The following is an 18,277-nucleotide window of genomic DNA, read 5'->3' on the forward strand; positions in this document are numbered from 1 at the left end:
CGTACGGGACCCGTCACCACCACCGCCTGGGAATTACGACCGGCAGCCGCAGAGGCTACGCATAGTGACACGTCACGGAAGTTGAGCCAGAACCCATTCTCGTGAACGAAGCCACCGGGCCAATCGCCTCCCCAGCTGCCGATCCAGGCGGTGGAGTCTCCTGTGACACCGGTGGCCGGTGCAGGTCCTTGCTCGAGCAGGGTGACGGAGACGCCCCGACGTGCCAAGTGGTAGTCCCTGAGAAACCGACGATTCCCGCCCGCGACGACAACGACGGGCCGGCATGAGGTCCTTTCAGCAGGGAAGCGCTCGTTGAGGCTGTGGCTGCATGGCCCGCGATGCCATGCAGCCGCCCCGTTAGTGAGGGTGGGGCCCGGGCATGACGAATCGCCCCCTGCGTGGCCGTGAGGACCACGCAGGGGGCGATGTACAGGACCAGCGTAGTGCCCTCGGCCGGAGTCGAGGGCACTACGGAAGAACTTCTGGATCAGTCATTCTGGGTGTGTGGGGCGTGCAGGGCCTTGTTCCCGATCGCGGGGAGAAACAGCGTCAGCACGCCGCGTGGAAGGGGCTCATAGACGGCCAGCGCGAGTTCCTGGAGGCCATCGGTATCGCGCCCCTGCACCGGAGCGGACGGCGCCCGCGAAGTCGTCCAGAGCAGCCTCCGGAGTCTTCGAGCGCGGCGTGGCAGCCCCTGTCCAGTACAAAGCCCGTACAGGAACCACGTGAGGACGCCTTGCCGTTCTGCGCTCGTTATCCCAAGCGGGTGAGCCCGTGCACGTCCGTATTTCCCATGCCCGCTTGGTTGCCATCTCAACTGCACGCGCGGAACTCTCGGTTCCCGCCAGCCCGTCCCCCGGCCTGCCGCAGATCCACGCTCTTCGTCTACGTGAAGCTCCTGCAGTGAGCGCGGCCCCGCCTCCCGGCTGAACCTGTACCTCGTGGTGACGATGTCTGCATGGGGCCCGGCTGGGACGAGGAGGCGCGGCGCAGGGATGGAGACTGGCGACGAAGCGGGGGCGAATCCTCGAGAGACCGGGCGGCATGGGCGGAAGTGGAAGACGGCTGAGCGGTTGGTGGGGGCACTGGCAGCGCTTTTCGCTGTGGCCGGCGGTGTGGCGTGGGGGGTCCAATGGATCAGTAGGGACTCCCCGGTCGAGAAAGAGGAAAAGCTGGTTGAGCAGCTGAGACCGGGTCAGACCTTGGAGCGCACGACCGAGATCATGGACGACAAGCCGCACTACTCTCAGAGGCTGGAATCCAAAAACAGGATCTATCAGTACAACCGGAAGTGGGAGCGTATCCAGCTCTTGGTGGATCCGGATAACATCACCGTACTATCCGTGGGGATCTATGCGGACAAAAAGGACTTCCGCCCTTCGTTTCTGCACGGGTACGCGCATCTGACCATCAACCGCACCACGTACGAGCAGGCACTCGGCGACACCGAGCCCTCCTTCGTGTTCGCCAACTGCGGGGTCCACTCCGGCAGTTACTTCGAGGGCTACCTGGGCCTGGGTGAGACCGCAGGGGCAAGCGACATCGCCGTGGGCGTCCACGACTCCTTCCGGGGCAACGTCAGCATGGAGCCGCCGTGCGGAAGCATCCAGGCGGCCCCGGAAGGCTGCGTCCCCGTCGCCCTCGAGGTCAAGAAACACCCGGAGTGCCTGACATCCGCTCCCGCAGGCAACTTTCGTAAAAGCACTCCCATCGCTGCCCTTGTGCTCACCAAGCAGCTCAAACTGACGGACGACATGTTCCAGTCCCCGTACGTTGTGGCCGGCGGGAACGACTGAGACAGCCGGGGCAGCCGTTGTGATCAGCACGCCTCGGCCGAGGCACCGTGTGTGGGCGGCCCAGCAGCCAACGCCCAACCGGCAGCCTCCTATACCGTTGCGGCTTGCCCTGCACTCAACCGGTAGCCGATGCCAACTACACCCTCACCGAGCGACTCACTGGAGCGGCAAGGCAATCCACGGGTGAGCCCGTACACATCCGCCCGCGGGCGCGGGGGCGACATGCCGTTCGGTTCGAACCGCAAGGGGCAAGCGCGGACCATCCTCGCGGGCGCGGGGGCGACTTGATGCGCTGGAGGCCCTGCTCGTAGAGCATCGGACCATCCCCGCAGGCGCGGGGCGGCCATGAGCACAACTCCGGGCCGCCGCGTCCTCGGGGGGGAAGCTGGAGGTCCAAGGGAACCTGATCGAGACCCGGGGCGCTGTTTGAGGACGGCCTGGCCCGGCGAACGCGGACGCATCGGACTCCATCGTCCATCACCGGATGTCTCGTACGCCGAGCGCGCGCCGTGGTGTTGCCACAGCCCTGCAGCCAGTTCGACAATATCCGCTCATGGACGTGAGTCGCCTGAGTGCACATGCGAAAGCCGAGTTGCATCAACGGAATCTGTTCCTTCGGCCGGTCAACGGATCCACGGCTGTGCAGGTCCGTGTGGCTGACGGCAGTCCTGACGGGTTCCTCATCGGCTGGGTCGAGCAGGAGCCGCATCCCTACTACCGACGTCTCGTCTGGCAACATCACGCGAGAAGGGCCACCCTCGAGCCCGGTTACTGGCACGGCCTGGTCAACGCCAGGTACGACGATGGGAACGAAGCGGGAGGTGAGGAGTCGACCGAGAGAGCAATACACGAGTTGATCTACGTCGCCTCGTTTGGCGACGTCCTGGCTGCCCGCGAAATCGAATCCGGCAGAGTCGAAACCTATGTCGCCACGATTGACGAGGAACAGGCGGAGTGGTTGGCCGACTGCGCCGAGCCGAAGGGCATGACCCACCTCGGCGGCGGCAAGGTCCGACTCACCAACATCGCTGGCCCCTACCTTCGAGGCGCACCAGGCTTTAGAAGTCGTCTCATTTGGTAAGTCTGCGGTACCAGATGAGGGTGCAGGCGATGCTCGTGAAGGCGAGAAATTGGTCAGCTTTGCGCTCGTAGCGTCGGTGGAGACGGCGGCAGCCGGCGAGCCAGGACATGGTGCGCTCGACCGTCCATCGGTGGCGTCCCAGTCGCTGCGAGGACTCGAATCCCTTGCGCGCGATGCGCTGCTGGACGCCGCGCTCGTGTAACCATCGCCGCAGGTGGAAGTAGTCGTATCCCTTGTCGGCGTGGAGCTTGCCGGGTTTGCGTCGACGCGGTCCGCGGCGGGAGCGGATCGGCGATATTCCTCGCACGAGCGGGACCAGGGCCTGGCTGTCGTGGAGGTGGGCCCCCGAGATTTCGACGGACAGGGGCAGACCGGTTCACTCGGTGATCGAATGGATCTTCGACCCATACTTGCCCCGGTCGACAGGATTCGGACCTGTCAGGTCCCCCTTTTTCAGGCCCACATGTTCACGGAGTCGATCGCGCACCGCGACCAGTCCAACTCGCCTCGGGAGCCGAGCTCGTCGAGCACCACGCGGTGGAGCTTGGCCCACACTCTGGCCTTCGTTCACTCGGAAAAACGCCGATGGGCCGTCGCCCCTGAGGGCCCGAACGAAGCTGCGGGCAACTGCTGCCACGTGCAACCTGACGTGGCCACGAACACGATCGCTGCCAGTACCTCACGATCACCGTGCCGACGCCGACCGCCACCCTGAGGCCGCGAGGGCGCCTCCGGCACCACCCGCTGAAACAACGCCCACAACTCATCCGGCACCAGCCGCTCAACGACCCTCACCACGGCAGGCTATCGACCTCAGAGCGTCAGCGACCTAGCCGACGTTGTGCATCGAACCGACGCAGTACCCGCACCATGCGCCACACTCCGAACGCCGCTCCCACCAGCGCACCTCCCGCCAGCGCACCGCCCCGCGCCTCACCAGGGATGCCAAAGACGAGCACGAAAGCCAGCGCGGTGCCCAGCACTGCCGCAGCCAGCAGGGCAGCCGTCACCAGGGCGAAAACGATCTCTACCGTCATCGCGTCCTTTTCCCACCGCGACTCACGCCCCATATCCATGCTGCAAGTCTTACACCTCGCCCAACCACATCTGCCTCACCCGCCCATCGCCCACGCCCACCTGCAACGGCAGCGAGACCAAATGAGATGACTTCTTAGCCCTTACGTCGACGCCAACTACTTCTTCTGCCTCGATCCGATGGGCGATTCGTACCAACTGACCCGTGAGCAGTGAGAGTTGCTCATCGACGTTGCGGCGTGGATGCTTCGTTCAATCGCGTCCTCGCAGGGCCCAATGTAGGTCCACACCCTGATCTGGCCGGACTGGACATCCATGCCCGCCTCGTCCTGGGCCTCCCCTACCCCGCCGTCCGCAGGCGCCTGGTCATCCCACACCTCCACCGACAGGGCCGGGGTGTGGGTGTGGCCGCCGCTTTGCAGATAGACCCGCTGGCCGCATGCGGCGACGAACTGGGCGCCATCCTCCGGCTCGTCCCGTTCACTCGTGTCGTCCGCATCCTCCAGCCACAACGCGTAGAAGTCGACGTCCGCACCCATCTGCTGCCTGCTGACCAGACCCATCGGGCACAACCCCTCTTCGCTACCTGCGACCCTACCGATGTGAAGGAACTGAACACCGGGTCCCCCGGCCCCACCGCAACATGGACGGCACCATGAACCTCCCCACCGACGGCACACTCGACGTCTTCCGCGTCATGCCGGAATTCGGCGACCGCTACAAGGGACTCCTCGTCGACGCGCTCCCCCTCATCCGATGGGAGATCGACAGCAGCGCCCACCCGCTGCCCGACGCGCTCTTCGCCGATTGGCACGGAAACGCCAGCGCCACGGTGTCCGACTACCCCAGCGGGCATGTCGTCGCGCCGGTACTCAGCCGGAAACTGGCCGACGAGACCCGCGCCGCCTTCCAGCCGTTCGGCACGTACATCCCCGTGCACGTGCCGGACGGCGGGCCGGACGACTTCTGTGCCTACATCCCCGATGTCGTGGCCGACTGCCTCGACCACCAGGCGTCGTCGGCGCCGGACGAGGCCGGTGAGATCTGGCGCGCCGTGTTCGTCCCGGACCGGATCCCCTGTGACGCCCCGTGTTTCCGTCTGATGGACCACAAGACGTTCGTCTACTGGAACGGCTGGGCGGCACGCCTGATCCAGTCCCTCGCCGGCCCGGACAACGTCGAACTCCGCCTCGTGTGGTCGACCGACCCCACCACCGAGCCTCACCCCCGCCCGATGGGGTTCTGACCGGCGGCCGACCCGGCCGGCCACACGACGGCGTCCGCCCTGTTCGTCCGGTCGGGGACAGTCAGGGCGAGCGTTGCGATCAGTGCCGTACGCCGTTGTACGGGACGTCTTTTGAAGGGCCTACCCAGCAGCATGACTCTGATGAGGGACTCGGACGCCCCCGGTTCGCATGATCGCGATAACCCACAGACCGATCATGTGGGCACGGGCGACCCGCCCCCGATCGCTCACCCGAGCGATACATATGACCACGGCAGCTTCGTTCAGGCAGGACGCGTCCGAAGCCAGTACGAGCGGGCGGCGATGGTCAGGGCGATGCCGTAGACGGCGAAGGCGACCATCCCTAGCCATCCGACCAGCAGCGCGTCGCCCGAGGAGTGGAAGTCGCCGCGCCGCATCGTCACTACTCCGGCCGTGGCCAGGGCCAGGTATCCGACCCCCACAACGCCGTACGGGGCGAGAGTGGCGGCGCCGAGCAGAGCCGGGGCGAGCGGAAGCCAGCGCGGCACCCGTCGGCCACGCAGGAACAGCGTCCAGCGCGGGAAGATCTGCCCCCACGGGCGGACCAGGCCCCAGAGCAGGAAGACGCCAAGCACGGCCAGTAGCGCGGTGGGGTCCAGGCCCCAGGACTCCAGGGTGAGGAAGATCCCCGAGGCGCCGTTCCGCTCCGAGACCGCGAGCAGCTCCTCCCCGGCGATCCCCGCGAACGTCCCGCCGGACGCCCAGACCAGCTTCATCGCCGCGTACGGGACAAAGGTCAGCGTCCCTGTCCAGGCGGCGAGTTGGAGGAGCTGCGGTGCAGCAGAGGGCGCTCGTACGGCAGTACCGGCGGGCAGGCGGTCGGACCGTGCCGTGGCAGCGACCAGGACCGCCCCGACCGCCCCGCGAGGGCCTTGTTCGCAGCGGAGGTCTGGCTGTCCACTCCCTGACCGAGCATCAGCGTGATCACATCCATCAGCAGGCTGAACGCGGTGATCCCTGCCAGCCCGCAGACCACCCAGAGCAGCACCCGCAGCGGTGGCCGCAGCCCGTACAACCCCACCGCTCCGCTGACCAACGACGCCAGCGCACCTACCGCCACGACCGCCCAACCCAGCCCGGACGCCCCTGAGTCACCGCCGTGGTAGAGCAAGGGGGTCCCGCTCAGCGCGCGCGCCAGGCCAAAGCCGGCATACAGCACCGCCCACAGCATCGTTGCCCAGGCCACCCAGCGCGGCCATCGCTGCCACCAGGCGCTCCAGAGCGCCTTCATCGTCCGTTCAGCACTGGTCATGTTCTGAACGTCGCATCGACCGTGGCGGGGTGGCGTCGGCCGCCGGAACGATCTCACTCCCCCAGCTGGGTGAGTGACCTCTGAGGCCAAGGGATGAGTTACGGAGCGTGACGTCCAAACTGGCCGTCCGTGGGGAATCTGGACTGACCGCTGTCCTCGGGTTCTGGCCATGCCGTAGTTGACCAGCCATGCACGGAGAAGGGTTCGCCCTTTCGGTAGTGCAAGATCCCAAGATCCCGTAGGCGTTGTACGGGACCGTGTTCGCTGGAAGCTGGTCGGCGCTGTGCCACGAGATGCCCGCGCTCTTGTGGGGTTCCGCGTTGAACGGTTCTCCCTCCCAGTCAGTTGTGGCGAAAAACCAGCCCACGCGAGTGAGCCCTTCGCGATTACGGAAGTGCATCACGTGAAGTGGCGCAGGGAGGCGGGGGTCATGTGGAGTCCGACCTCTTCTCGGGCTTCGCGGATGGCGGCGTCGAGGACCGTGCCGGGGCGCAGCGAGTCCATGCCGGCCACGGCGAGAACCATCCACGATGAGGTGACCGTCCGGCCGAACCGGGCCTGCAGCAGGACGGCTTCGGCGTCACGCCACATGACGGTGCGGTGCCCGTCGTTCTCCAGACTTTGCCGTGTCTCATGAGACATGGGCCCCCGATACGAACTGGGGCGCCTGTGTGCGTCTCGGCTTTGCTGCTCAGCAACGGGGCGGAGACGGCCAGCCCGTTGTCTGGTCGTGGCTGGAGTAGTCGTGGCGGCTGAGTCCGCGGGCGGACGCCGGCAAGCAAACTCATTTCCGTGAACACATAACGCAGCGATCTGGACTTATTGTGACAATTTATGTGTTGACGCTCGCTGTGGTGATTCTCAGGCTGGTGGAAGGGACTGCGTCGTGAGTGGTGGGCAGAGTGGACTTCCCCGGTTGCTGACGGCAGCGGAGACGGCGGCGCCGGTGGATGCCGTCGACGTGATCGCGGAGGACCTGCGGCGGCGCTTCGAGGCCACGAAGGTCTCTTTCCTCATCGTGGACCTGACAGGGAAGGCGGTGGCGCGGCTGTCGACGGCCCCTGCGGAGGATGGGCGGGAGGTGGAGCGGATCCCTTTGTTCGGCAGTGTCTACGAGGAGGTGGTCCGCACCCAGCGGCTTCATCAGGAGGCGACCGGTCAGGGGCAACGGGTGATCGTGCCGGTCACCAACCGGGGGGATGCGATCGGGCTGCTGGAATTGCTCCTGCCGGCCGATCCCGGCGAGGACGTCCTTGATGAGGTCGGGGAAGCCGCCCATGTCCTGGCCTACATCGTGATCGCCAACGGGCGTTTCACCGACTTCTACACCTGGGGAAAACGCTCCAGACCGCCCACCCTGGCAGCGGAAATCCAGTACCAGCTGCTTCCCTCGTCTCTGTCGTGCGAGGCCGCGCAGTTCACGCTGTGCGGGAGCCTGGAGCCTTCGGAAGACCTCAGCGGCGACACCTTCGACTACACCCTGGACCGTGACGCACTGCACGTGTCGGTGACCGATCCCATGGGCCACGACCTCGATGCGGCCCTGGCTGCCACGGTCCTCGTGAGCGCCTTGCGTGGCGCCCGCCGCGCAGGGGCCGGCCTGGCCGAACAGGCCCACCGGGCCGACCGGGCACTCGTCGACCACGGTCACGGGCACGCCACCGGGCAGCTGCTGCGCATCAATCTCCACTCTGGGCGAGCTCAGCTCGTCAACGCGGGACACCCCTGGCCACTGCGTATGCGCGAGGGCGCTGTGGAGGTGATCACCTGCGAGGTGGACCATCCCTTCGGGCTGTCGGAGTTCGCGACCCTCCCCTACCGTGTTCAGGACCTCGATCTCCGCCATGGTGACCGTCTCCTAATGTTCACCGACGGCATGGTCGAACGGCACGGGGAGGAGGTCGACCTGCCTGCCCTGCTGGAGCGCACCCGGGGCCTGCACCCGCGGGAGACCGCATTGATGCTGACGTCCGCAGTCCGGGACGCTGCCGGCGGGCGGCTCGAAGACGACGCCACCGTGATGTGCCTGGACTGGCACGGCCCGCAGGAGACCCAACGACACGTCAGCTCCGGCGCGGACACCCAACAAGCCTCAGCCAGCCGCACGAAACAGCAGCCGTGACCAGAGTGCTCTCCTGGACGGTGCCGGGCTGCCGCTGAGTAGCTCTCGCGCCGTGCCTCCTCCTGGAAGCCTGAGTTCCCGCCCTTCCCCAGCTACGGGCGGTCCCGGGACCTCCCCAAATGTGACATCGCGAGGTGTCTGGAGAACCTTCGAACTTGATCCCGTACCACCAGCCCCTGCTGCGGGGCAGCGTCGCTGCTTGACGTGAGTCATCAAGCCGCGTTCACAGACCCTTGTTCGTCGCCGACGACGAAGGCCGAGGACCGGTGGGCGTGGATGGGGCCTGCCGCGATCACGGCAGGCGGATCTCGCCCAGGGTTCAGGAGTCTCCCAAGGAGCTGGGACCGCCCCAAGGGCGATAGGAAATCTCGGACTTGGCGATCTGGCTCGGGGCGAGGGCGCGCCAGCTCTCCAAAGCTCCCTTCTGCCATGTCGTTCGCCATCCTGCTCGGATAGGTGTCCCCAACCGACGTAAGGAGTCGGCTCAGTCCTGCGGAGCTGCAGCAAGCACCGTGCGGCAGTCCGACCAAGCAGGGTGGCTCAGTAGGGGCCGGAATCGTGTGAACAGGGAGAGGAGTTCGGCTCCCCACGTCTCGCGGAAGTCGGAGTCAATCCGGGCAAGGTCAAGTTCGTTGGCGGCGGACAGCTCAGCGAAGTCCCGTCGAAGGTGCGGCTCCGGAGCCTGGAGACGTCCGGTGAACCGATCCCGGAAGGCACCCTCGGCATCCATGAGCGTCGGATACGTGGCCCTGCGGTCACACGACGCGTAGAGATACACGATGCCTTCAGCCTCGGCACCGATCACCACTGCAAGTTCGGCGCGGCTGTCCAGAGACAGCAAGGCAGTGGGGAAGCCGTCGGTGCCGTAGAAAGCGTGACACAGACCCGCGAACTGGAGGGCGGGACGGGCGGCCCATACAGCAAGTTGGCCCTGGACGCGCTGGGAGGTGGGCGACGAGAGTGCCCCCCGGATGAGCGATGTCGCCAGCACCGAGCTTGCGCAGTAACACGATGGCCTGGTCGGCAGGGGCAGGAGAAGCAGGCACAGGGCATTGTCCTTCTGGCTCACGAGGTCGGCACCCGCCCGCGCCTTCGCCTGTGGTCCGAACCTGTGAAAGCACCGGACGGGTTGTCACCTGGGTCCTGCGCCTATCGTCGCGGACCCCATATTCCCAGTCAATCCTAGGGATTTCTGAACAATACCCAAGCTGTAGCTAGGGGTTATGGCTTTGGAGGACCTGCGGGTCTTGGCGGTCTGGGTGCAGAGCACCATCGACTTGCTGGGAAGCATGTCGGCAAACCAGTCGGATGCCGCATGCTGTCGACGTCAGCGGGGACGGGTTCCGTCGAGCATCTTGCGCAACAGTCGGGTACGTCGATCCGGGGCAGGTGGCGACTGCCCATCCACCCAGGCGATAGCCGCGGCCAGGGCCTGCACGTCAGCCGCGTCCGTATCAGCGCGCAGCGCACCGGCCTCGGCTGCCCCTTGCCCAGACTTCCGCGAGACGCGAGTCAAGTTGCCCACAGAACTCCGAGACTGCCCGCTCTTCGCTGAGACAGGACACAAGTAGAGCGCTCAGTCACACGATCAACGTCTCAAGGATGTGACAGAGCACGACAGTTTGCGAGTCATCATCCAGAGACGGCACGTCCGCGGCCTGGTGGTGCATGTCGGCCTGCGAGCGTGGAGCATCACTCTGCGAGTCAGCACACGGTCTAGGTCTCGTCAGCGTTCCCTGTAGAAGTCGACGTCTTCCTCTGAGGGAGCGAGTGGCGCGTACTGCGCCAGGCTGCCTTCTCTGATCATCCAAAGGCGGAAGAACGACTCCTCCTGATCCATGACCAGGAGCTGCACCGCATTGGGCTCCTGCCACGGAGCAGCTTCAACTCGACTCCGGAGAGCCACCAGATCCGCGTGGTTGAGGGCACCAGCCCAGACCGCACACTCAGGGCGCTTCGCGCCTCCCCATAGCGCGTCCGGGCCAGTGGTGAGGCGAAGCGAAGCCACTCCTACCACCTCTGGTTGCTCGCGTCGCGGTGCCTCATCACGCAGCCAGTGGCTCAGTGCTTCGACGTTCGCCGCGTCCGCCTGGTCCGCCGAGATCATCACGTTGGCCACCCAGCTCATGGGCTCTCCTCACCCGTACCTCGCTCTGTGGTTCCGGCATTCGCCTCCGCGCCTCTCATCGCCGGACACGAGGACTCGCAAGGTATCCCGCTCCACTCGCAATCTGTCGAGCTCATGTGACTGAGCGCTGTAGTTGGCCCGTTTGGCCAGGCAGGTTCTCAGCCTTGCCGCGTTCATTGACAGTTACATGGCTGAAGCTCTGCGCCCGACAGGTGCGCTTACCAGCATGGTGCTCTTGAAATCAGTGAGCGTGATTGTCGCTTGGATGTCGGGGACGGACGCGAAGTGGATCTTCTGGCGTAGGCGCACGATTCGGCCCTCGTTGTCGATCCATGCGTCGGCGTCGATTGCGGTGGCGGGGCGCAGGTTGCGGCCGACGGCCCTGTCCACCGACTCGATGTCCTTCGGGGTGAGGCAGGCCGAAACGCGCAGGGGCTCGCTCTCTTGGTGCACGGAGGCGCTGCGGCGGAGCATGAGCTGGATGTACTGCGGGAGCCTATCCGTGGGTATACCCCCCTTGGCCGCCGACGCAGGGAACTCCTGCCATGCCCCGCGAGTTCCGCTGGCGCGCCGGTACACCTTCTGCCGGGTGATTACGACGTCTTCGGTGTACTGGTCGGTTCTGTCTGTCGTGCGCCCGGTGAAAGGCGCGTTGAGGTTGACCCGCCCCTCCATGAGTTGAAGTCGCCTGGGCCCGGATTGCGTGACAGCCCTGAGTGCGGCCGAGTACGGGGCGTCATCGGCTGCGGCCAGCCGATCGCGCACTGCCTGCGGGCCGCTCTTCGGTGGTGTGGGCGAGTTCGAGGAGCACGCTGAGAGCGTCAGTCCCAAGAGCACCAGAATCAGGGTCGCCGTCCGGCCGTTAAACAAGGGTGGATCCTCCGAGTTCCAGGCCTGACGCGGAGACGCCCGAGGCTGCAGTTGGGTATGGACTCATCCTGTCCGGTCCCGGGCAGGAGGTGGGATCCGGGGAGAAGTGATGTGATCAAGCATTCGTCGGACGGTTACACAATTGCCGCCTCCACCCGCACAACCATTCCGGCCTGCACCCGCCGCCATCAAAGCGCGCGTCCAGCAGGTTGACTTACACAGTGGGGCGGGCCAACAAGCACGCCCGAACAGGGTTAGGTAGCACGCCCAGGGACCAACTAGTGGCTCGGCCCACATCGTTGGCCCGCTAATCGACGTGCCGTCTGGTGGTCAGCAGACTGTTTCCAGGACCTGATCTTGGAGGTGGTCGTGGAGCGTCGACCGAGTGTGTTCGCCTGGCCGGTCAGCGCAGCCGCTTGCAGCGGATCAGCCGGACCGCGGAGGCCCCGGTGGGGCTGAGGCGGACGGTCGTGGTGCTGGTTGATGCATGGGGGGACTCATGACGTTGCCCGCGGACAGTCACGTGCACAGCGAGTGGTCCCGGGACGCACCGATGGGCTCGATGGAGCTCTCCTGCGCGCAGGCGGTGGCCCTGAGTCTGCCGGCGGTCACCATCACCGAACATCTCGACCACACCGTCTGGACCGTCGCCCTCGACGGCTTCCACGCCAGCGACCATCTCGCTGCCCTGGACACGCCGGACGGGCAGCTGACTCCCCCGAAATTCGACGCCTCCGGGTATCTGGGGGGCGATCGAGGAGTGCCGCGAACGGTTCCCGGAGCTTCGGATCCTCTGCGGCCTGGAGATGGGAGAACCGCATTGGCGCGCTGCGACCATCGAGAAAGTGCTCGGCGCTGGCCGGTTCGACCGGGTGCTCGGCTCCCTGCGCTGCCTTCCACTTCCGGGTGGGACGGATTCGCCGAGCCGCCGGGCCTGTATGAGCATCGCAAGGCGGCGGAGGTCGTTCGGGAGTACCTGGCTGAAGTGGCCAGGCTGGTAAGCGAAAGCGACGCGTTCTCCGTGCTGGCCCACATCGACTACCTGATCCGCTACTGGCCGCAACGGAATGCCCGCCGCTACCCGCGAGTGCGTGAAGGCCGATGCGCGCCGCCACCCGCGTCTGCGGCGACCGGGCGGCAAACCGACGCGCGAGGCGTCGGCACGTGCTCCCTCGTCGCTCTGCCGCGCGGGCAAGGGCCAAGGAGTAGCGCAGCCCCCAGACCCGAGAGACTGAGAGCTGCGCCTTGGTGCCCGTCAGGTATCAGATACCGACTCAGCAGCCTCAACGCCGAGGTGGTGCCCAACTCCGATCAAAACGCCCCGCAGCAAGAGTGCCCCGACCTTGAGCGTTTGGTCCGCCCACTTCGTTTGTCGGCCTGCAGGCCCTCCGGCGGGTGCAGGGCCCTCAGGCAGCTTGGCCTATTCTGGAAGCTGGTACTCCTCTTCCACGGGATCGCCGGGGGTCATGTGCGGCTCCTCTGTTCGAGCAGGGGAGCCGCTCGCCGTTTGGGGCGAGCCGACGAGAGCAGCACAGTAGGCGCAGAGCGGGCCATGTGTCGTCCGGGCCGTCAATCGCCGTGACGCCCCTGCGAATCCTCAACCATCCTTCATTTGAAGGCAGTTCACCGACAACCCACCACTCGTCGGTATCTGCCCTGAACGAGCTTGTCGACCATTCGGCCCACGCGGGCCGCGTCCGAAGCGTCTACCAGGCTCGCCCGATGCGGTCGTGTGGCCTCGCAGTAGCCCCGAAAGCTCGCATTCCCTGCAGTTCCTCCCGCCTCAGGATGCCGACGCGCCAGGCGAGCAGGGCATTCGTGTACAGCGCGTTGGCGAACAGGTATTGCCTGAGCATCCGGGGGTCCAGGGGGCACCGAACGTGTCCAGGACGGCTGCCAGGTCTGGGTCGTAAACGGCTTTGCCCAACATGTCGAACAGCAGTCGCTGTTGTGCGGCCAGGGCCGCCTGGCGATGGTGCTCGGACTGCTGCTCGCATCTGCGCCGATAAGTGGTCAGGATCGTGACGGCGCCAGCGCGAAAGCCAGGCCTGCCGTGACGACGGACGCGATCCCCCGTATCCCAGAACTCTGTGTGGCCATGTCAACCCCCGAATCAGGCGACCGTCCGCCGGTCGTCGGGTGCGGGGCGACGGGAAAGGACCGGCGAGCGGTTGGCGGCGCGCTTGCCGCCCCCGGGGTGCCGAGCGGCGGTGGTCAGGCGAAGAGGTGGGAAGCAGGGGCGCCCGTCCGGGCGCCATGCCGGTCGTGCGCCCAGCCCGCAACGCTAACAATCGTTCACTTCGCGGTGTTTCTACGCGCTCATATCCTGGGGCGGCGCCTAATGGCCCATGGCGAATTACCCGACGCGCTTGCTGGCCTCCGCTCCTCGCTGTCGCTAACTACCTGCCGTCCCACGTCTCCAGGTGGCAAAGCAGGTGTCCGGCGCCCTTGCCGCCTTGCGGCCCCGCGCCGGCCTGAGGCTCCGGGCCGCAAGGCCGTCGAGAGCGGCTTGAAGAGGCCGGCCTCTCTGCTCATTGCAATTGCGGTGCGTCAGTTGCGCCTGCCAGATCGACCAGCAGGCCTCTCTGCGTTGGGGACTGCGCGATTGCCTGCTCGACGGAGTCGTGGAACGAGTAGACGTGACGCAGACCGCCGAGAAAGAAGACATGCAGGAGCCACTCGTCGGAGCAGGCAATGCGCAGCGATCCGTGATGGGATTTGATGCGTTTGGTGACGGCGACGATCATGCCGAGGCCCATGGAGTCGAGGAAGGAGGTACTGCACAGGTCGAGAACAAAGTGGCGGTGACCCTGGGCGAGCCTCCGGATCACGGCGGCTTGCACGAGAGGTGCGGAGGCAATGTCGATCTCTTCGTTGGCTTCGACGACTGTCCAGCCGTTCGCCACGTGGCAATCGACTGAATTTTGTGGCCCTGCGACGCCCTGATCACACACGTCCCTGCTCCTCTGCACCCTTGACCGTTTTGTCCGTCTAGTCCATGAGACGGGCCGTGGCGCGAAGTCACAAGGTCCGGGTTTTCAGATGGTGAGCGAGAGGCCGCGGGACACCCGCTCCGCTGTGGCGACCAGCGTCGCCACAGCGCCTTCGAGACGGTCGGTGCGGTTGGCGCGCAGGGAGATACCAAGCGCGCCAAGGGTGTCGCCTTGGCGGATGGGCACTGCGACGCACGCGGTGCCCAGGGAGTATTCCTCGATGTCGGTGACGGCAGGCCTATGGGGCACGGCGTCGAGGCGCCGTAGCAGTTCGGCACGGTGAGTGATGGTGCGGGGGGTGAGATCATTCAGCGTGTGGCGGGAGAGGTAGTCGGCGCGGGCGTCGCCGTCCAGCTCACGCAGAACGCACTTGCCGAGCGCCGTGGCGTGTCCTGCGTCTTCGAAGCCGACCCACAGATCGACACGGGGTGCTTTCGGTCCGTCCACGATCTCCGCGACCCGGATCTCGCCGTCCTCGTAGAAGGTCAGATAGGCCGCGGCCGACAGGCCGTCTCGCAGTTCCGTGAGCGTCGGACGGACCCTGCTGAGCGCCGCCTGATCGCGGCTTCCTCCATGCAGCGCGCCCAGCCTCTCCCCCAGGACGAACGTGCTGTCGTCGAGTTTGCGCACGTAGCCGTCGTGCACCATCGTGCGCAGCAAATGGTAGGTCGTGGCCAAAGCCAGACCTGTCTCGCGCGCCAGCTGCTTGGCCGGCACGCCGCCTTCGTGCGCACCCACAGCTTCCATCAACCGGAAGGCTCGCTGCACCGACGCAATGAGCGTGGGGCCCTCCTTGCCACCCATGCCTCCACATTGCTCCATGCGGACAAGTCGGGGCAAGTCTGGCGGGCAGGATGTCTACCCGCCTGGGAGGCCCGGTCAGTACAGGGCGTAACGCAAATCGGCGGACGCAGCCACCCTTCATGATCACGAATTTCGCCATGGGTCGTCCGTGCGGTGCCGGCGTCGAACAGCACCACACAGGGTGAAGGCGGGTGCATCACCTGCCTGTCCGGCGGTGAGAACGAACGCGAGGGGGCGACAGCGGTCGTCGGCGGCAAGGTGGATCTCGTGGTCAGTCCGCCGTGGGCCGGCCGATGGCGTGGTGGGCTCAGTCAACGGCACGCCCAGACCAACGAGCGACTGATCCAGACGAAACCGCCGAGAGTCAGCCGCCACCGAGATCCCATCGCGTCGAGTCCGCCGTAGATATGGGCCTCTCGGCCTCGAGGTGCAGTAAGGCCGACGGCTTCGTCACGGTAGATGGCGATGAGCGAGCCCCTGCCTCGCCACCAGGTGCCGGCAAGTCCCTGAACCTCGGCTACCGGCTCGTATCCGTCGAGGCCCGATGCTTCAACGGCGTCACCCTTGATCTTCGTGGCGGTCTTGGCCCCCTGTCTCGCGTGGTGGGCCAGGGCCAGGGATTCCACCTTCTCGTCCGTGCCGACGTGCAGCGGTGTCATGTCCACTGGGAGGCGTGGATCCCGGACTCGTGGGGGCGCGTCACTCGTCGTCCGACGGCGAGTGACGCGCGTGCGGATGGCGCAGGCGCACCCAGATGTCGCGCGCCTGCCGTCCGGCGGCGGTGCGGCTGCGGGCCACGAGTCTGTGGGCCTGTTCCGGCGTCTCCACCATGGGGCCAGATCCGCGCAGCGGTCGCCCTGCGGTCTCGTGCAAGAAGAACGTCGAGATGAGGCCGATCACTCCGGCAACCATCAGGTAGTACGCGGGGACCATGTTGTTGCCCGTCGCCTCGACGAGGCCTGAGGCGAACAGGGGGGTGGTGCCGCCGAAGAGCGACACGGACAGGTTGTACGCGATCGACAGGGCGCCGTAGCGGATCCGGGTGGGAAAGAGGGCCGGCAGTGTGGCGGCTGCGGTTCCCGCGAACATGACGAGCAGCATGCCGAGGATCATGCATCCGAAGGCCGGAAGCAGGATGCCACCCTCCCTGATCAGCAGGAACGCGGGATAGGACAGCGCGATGAGCGCGATGCTCCCGGCCATGAACATGGGTCTGCGTCCCCACCGGTCGGACGTCCTGCCGACGGTGGTGATCAGCAGGACGACCAGGAGCATCGTGCCGAGGACCAGCAACTGCGCCGTCGTGTCGCTCTCGCCGAGCGTCACGGTCATATAGGTCGGCAGGTACGACGTCACCATGTAGTTGGTGACGTTGTAGAGCAGGACGAGGCCCATACAGATGAGTACCGCCTCCCAGTGGCGCGCGAAGATCTCCTTCACGCGGCCCTTGCCCGACTGCCGGGCCTGCTCCACGGGGTCTTCGTCCGCCCCCTTCCCCGACGCCTGCGAGTGCGCGTACGCGGCCTCCTGCTTGAACGCGGGCGTCTCCTCCAGCTTCATGCGCAGGTACAGGCCGATGAGACCGAGCGGACCCGCCACGAAGAAGGGGATACGCCAGCCCCAGTCCTCGAGGCCGTCGCTGCCGAGCGCCAGCGTGAGCACCGTCACCAGACCGGAGCCGAGCGAGTAGCCGACGAAGGTGCCGAAGTCGAGCCAGCTGCCGAGGAAGCCCCGGCGCTTGTCGGGCGCGTACTCGGCGATGTAGGTCGTGGCGCCCGCGTACTCGCCGCCGGTGGAAAAGCCCTGGACGAGACGGCACACCAGCAAAAGGACCGGGGCGAGGAAGCCGACCGCCGAGTAGGTCGGCAGGAAGCCCACGGCGAAGGTGCTGGCCGCCATCATGATCATCGTGGCGGCGAGCACCTTCTGCCGGCCCACGCGGTCGCCGAGGGGCCCGAAGACGAGCCCACCCAGGGGACGCACGATGAAAGCCGCGGCGAAGGTGGCGAAGGTGGAGACGACCTGCGCGCCGGGGGAGCTCGACGGGAAGAAGACCTTGCCCAGGGTGCCCGCCAGGTAGGCGTAGACGCCGAAGTCGAACCACTCCATGGTGTTGCCCAGAGCGGCCGCGGTGACGGCCTTGCGCACCTGCGGACGGTCCGCGACGGTCACGTCCTCGGCCGTCAGGGCCTTCTTACGGCGGCGCAGCAGCGTACGCAGCATGCGGTCGGTGGCCGGATGCGACGCGCGCGGAGCGATCCGCCCCGGCGGATCGGATTTCCGGCGCCGGAAGAGACCTGGCATGGGCGGAGCCTCTCTGCGGACGGCTGCGGGAGCCGCGGGCTGCGGCACCGACGCGGGGCTCTCATTCTTCGCAGTGGGCGGCCGGACCGCCTCCAGAGGCGGGCTGTATGCGTGGCCCGGGTCACACCGACGCGATGAGGTCCCTCCTCGACAAGCAGCACCGTCCGCGTGCCGTCCCGGCACGGCCGGCACCGCGGCATGTCTGCGCCATGGCCGGCCTCAGCCCCGAACACACACCCCGCCCCGCCTCGCGATCAAGGTGCGTACTCCTCACCAGCCCGGGACCGAACGCCGGGTTCACCCTGTTCGCGCCCGGCAGCCACACCCTCACCAGACCCGTCACGGTTCCCAGGAAGACATCCCCCCGGAGCCCCCACCGGCGGACACCGGCCGGAACGAAGTGATCTCCCTCCGGTTCCAACGACCATCGGCGCCAACAGCACCCGCCGGGCCGCCTCTCCTGCCGCCGAATGGAGGACGAACACGGCCCGCCACAGCAGCCCACTCGCGACTTCACTACGCCCCCCCCGGGGGGGGTGCCCCTATGACTTTGGTCAAGGGGATGGGGCGGGTTGGGGGTCGTAGAAGGTGCCGTCGCGGAGCATCGCGAACAGGACGTCGGCCC

At 66.5% G+C, this 18,277-nt stretch carries 18 protein-coding genes and 3 pseudogenes; 4 read left to right on the plus strand and 17 right to left on the minus strand.

Going from position 1 to position 18,277, the window contains the following annotated elements:
- Nucleotides 1-995: 995 nt before the first annotated feature.
- Both AC07EJ_RS45435 and AC07EJ_RS45440 read left to right on the plus strand, forming a co-directional pair.
- Entirely contained in the window at nt 996-1,796 is an 801-nt protein-coding gene (locus AC07EJ_RS45435; protein ID WP_393588766.1) for a hypothetical protein, read from the plus strand.
- A gap of 553 nt (nt 1,797-2,349) precedes the next feature.
- Nucleotides 2,350-2,877 carry a hypothetical protein gene (locus AC07EJ_RS45440; protein WP_389489574.1) on the plus strand — a complete coding sequence of 176 codons (528 nt, stop codon included), beginning with the start codon at nt 2,350-2,352 and terminating at the stop codon, nt 2,875-2,877.
- Here AC07EJ_RS45440 and AC07EJ_RS45445 read toward each other — a convergent pair.
- The 3 genes and pseudogenes from AC07EJ_RS45445 to AC07EJ_RS45455 form a co-directional block, all read right to left on the minus strand.
- Nucleotides 2,867-3,675, minus strand: a pseudogene (locus tag AC07EJ_RS45445) (IS5 family transposase). The gene AC07EJ_RS45440 and the pseudogene AC07EJ_RS45445 sit on opposite strands and share 11 nt — an antisense overlap.
- A gap of 23 nt (nt 3,676-3,698) precedes the next feature.
- Nucleotides 3,699-3,953 (minus strand): DUF6332 family protein, encoded by a 255-nt coding sequence (locus tag AC07EJ_RS45450; protein WP_478886491.1) that lies wholly within the window; start codon nt 3,951-3,953, stop codon nt 3,699-3,701.
- Nucleotides 3,954-4,070: 117 nt separating this feature from the next.
- A complete protein-coding gene (locus AC07EJ_RS45455; protein WP_389489570.1) occupies nt 4,071-4,475 on the minus strand; it encodes a hypothetical protein in 405 nt (134 codons plus the stop codon).
- A gap of 92 nt (nt 4,476-4,567) precedes the next feature.
- Here AC07EJ_RS45455 and AC07EJ_RS45460 point away from each other — a divergent pair, with 92 nt between their 5' ends.
- Nucleotides 4,568-5,158 carry a hypothetical protein gene (locus tag AC07EJ_RS45460; protein ID WP_389489568.1) on the plus strand — a complete coding sequence of 197 codons (591 nt, stop codon included), beginning with the start codon at nt 4,568-4,570 and terminating at the stop codon, nt 5,156-5,158.
- 263 nt (nt 5,159-5,421) lie between these two features.
- Here AC07EJ_RS45460 and AC07EJ_RS45465 read toward each other — a convergent pair whose 3' ends face one another.
- The 3 genes from AC07EJ_RS45465 to AC07EJ_RS45475 form a co-directional block, all read right to left on the minus strand.
- Nucleotides 5,422-5,895: a hypothetical protein gene (locus AC07EJ_RS45465; RefSeq protein WP_478886492.1), complete on the minus strand. Its 474-nt coding sequence runs from the start codon at nt 5,893-5,895 to the stop codon at nt 5,422-5,424.
- A gap of 20 nt (nt 5,896-5,915) precedes the next feature.
- A complete protein-coding gene (locus tag AC07EJ_RS45470) occupies nt 5,916-6,431 on the minus strand; it encodes a hypothetical protein (RefSeq protein ID WP_478886493.1) in 516 nt (171 codons plus the stop codon).
- 399 nt (nt 6,432-6,830) lie between these two features.
- Nucleotides 6,831-7,073, minus strand: coding sequence for an NUDIX domain-containing protein (locus AC07EJ_RS45475; protein ID WP_389489563.1), 243 nt, complete (start codon nt 7,071-7,073; stop codon nt 6,831-6,833).
- Nucleotides 7,074-7,377: 304 nt separating this feature from the next.
- Here AC07EJ_RS45475 and AC07EJ_RS45480 point away from each other — a divergent pair, with 304 nt between their 5' ends.
- The gene (locus AC07EJ_RS45480; RefSeq protein ID WP_478886495.1) at nt 7,378-8,553 is read left to right on the plus strand and encodes a PP2C family protein-serine/threonine phosphatase; all 1,176 of its coding nucleotides are present in this window, start codon (nt 7,378-7,380) and stop codon (nt 8,551-8,553) included.
- 484 nt (nt 8,554-9,037) lie between these two features.
- On the opposite strand, the pseudogene AC07EJ_RS45485 reads toward AC07EJ_RS45480, so the two are convergent.
- The 11 genes and pseudogenes from AC07EJ_RS45485 to proP form a co-directional block, all read right to left on the minus strand.
- Nucleotides 9,038-9,599 (minus strand): annotated as a pseudogene (locus tag AC07EJ_RS45485) (DUF6817 domain-containing protein).
- Between the two features lie 281 nt (nt 9,600-9,880).
- A complete protein-coding gene (locus AC07EJ_RS45490) occupies nt 9,881-10,078 on the minus strand; it encodes an SbtR family transcriptional regulator (RefSeq protein WP_389489558.1) in 198 nt (65 codons plus the stop codon).
- A 201-nt stretch (nt 10,079-10,279) separates the two neighbouring features.
- Nucleotides 10,280-10,681: a squamosa promoter-binding protein 15 gene (locus AC07EJ_RS45495; protein ID WP_389489556.1), complete on the minus strand. Its 402-nt coding sequence runs from the start codon at nt 10,679-10,681 to the stop codon at nt 10,280-10,282.
- A gap of 183 nt (nt 10,682-10,864) precedes the next feature.
- Entirely contained in the window at nt 10,865-11,155 is a 291-nt protein-coding gene (locus AC07EJ_RS45500; RefSeq protein ID WP_389489554.1) for a hypothetical protein, read from the minus strand.
- Nucleotides 11,156-13,257: 2,102 nt separating this feature from the next.
- Nucleotides 13,258-13,392: a DUF6082 family protein gene (locus AC07EJ_RS45505; RefSeq protein ID WP_478886496.1), complete on the minus strand. Its 135-nt coding sequence runs from the start codon at nt 13,390-13,392 to the stop codon at nt 13,258-13,260.
- Complete coding sequence (locus AC07EJ_RS45510) at nt 13,335-13,571, minus strand: DUF6082 family protein (RefSeq protein ID WP_478886497.1); 237 nt, start codon at nt 13,569-13,571, stop codon at nt 13,335-13,337. The genes AC07EJ_RS45505 and AC07EJ_RS45510 overlap by 58 nt, the downstream gene beginning before the upstream one ends.
- 511 nt (nt 13,572-14,082) lie before the next feature.
- The gene (locus AC07EJ_RS45515; protein ID WP_389489552.1) at nt 14,083-14,457 is read right to left on the minus strand and encodes an STAS domain-containing protein; all 375 of its coding nucleotides are present in this window, start codon (nt 14,455-14,457) and stop codon (nt 14,083-14,085) included.
- Nucleotides 14,458-14,589: 132 nt separating this feature from the next.
- Nucleotides 14,590-15,348, minus strand: a complete 759-nt coding sequence (locus AC07EJ_RS45520) for an IclR family transcriptional regulator (RefSeq protein WP_393585424.1) — start codon at nt 15,346-15,348, stop codon at nt 14,590-14,592.
- Nucleotides 15,349-15,531: 183 nt separating this feature from the next.
- Nucleotides 15,532-15,615: pseudogene (locus tag AC07EJ_RS45525) on the minus strand (IS5/IS1182 family transposase); the annotation flags it as partial.
- A 44-nt stretch (nt 15,616-15,659) separates the two neighbouring features.
- Nucleotides 15,660-16,007, minus strand: coding sequence for a hypothetical protein (locus AC07EJ_RS45530; RefSeq protein WP_478886494.1), 348 nt, complete (start codon nt 16,005-16,007; stop codon nt 15,660-15,662).
- Nucleotides 16,008-16,047: 40 nt separating this feature from the next.
- Nucleotides 16,048-17,571, minus strand: coding sequence for a glycine betaine/L-proline transporter ProP (gene proP / locus AC07EJ_RS45535; RefSeq protein ID WP_393585440.1), 1,524 nt, complete (start codon nt 17,569-17,571; stop codon nt 16,048-16,050).
- Between the last annotated feature and the right edge of the window lie 706 nt (nt 17,572-18,277).

The organism is Streptomyces sp. NPDC045026, assembly GCF_056432625.1.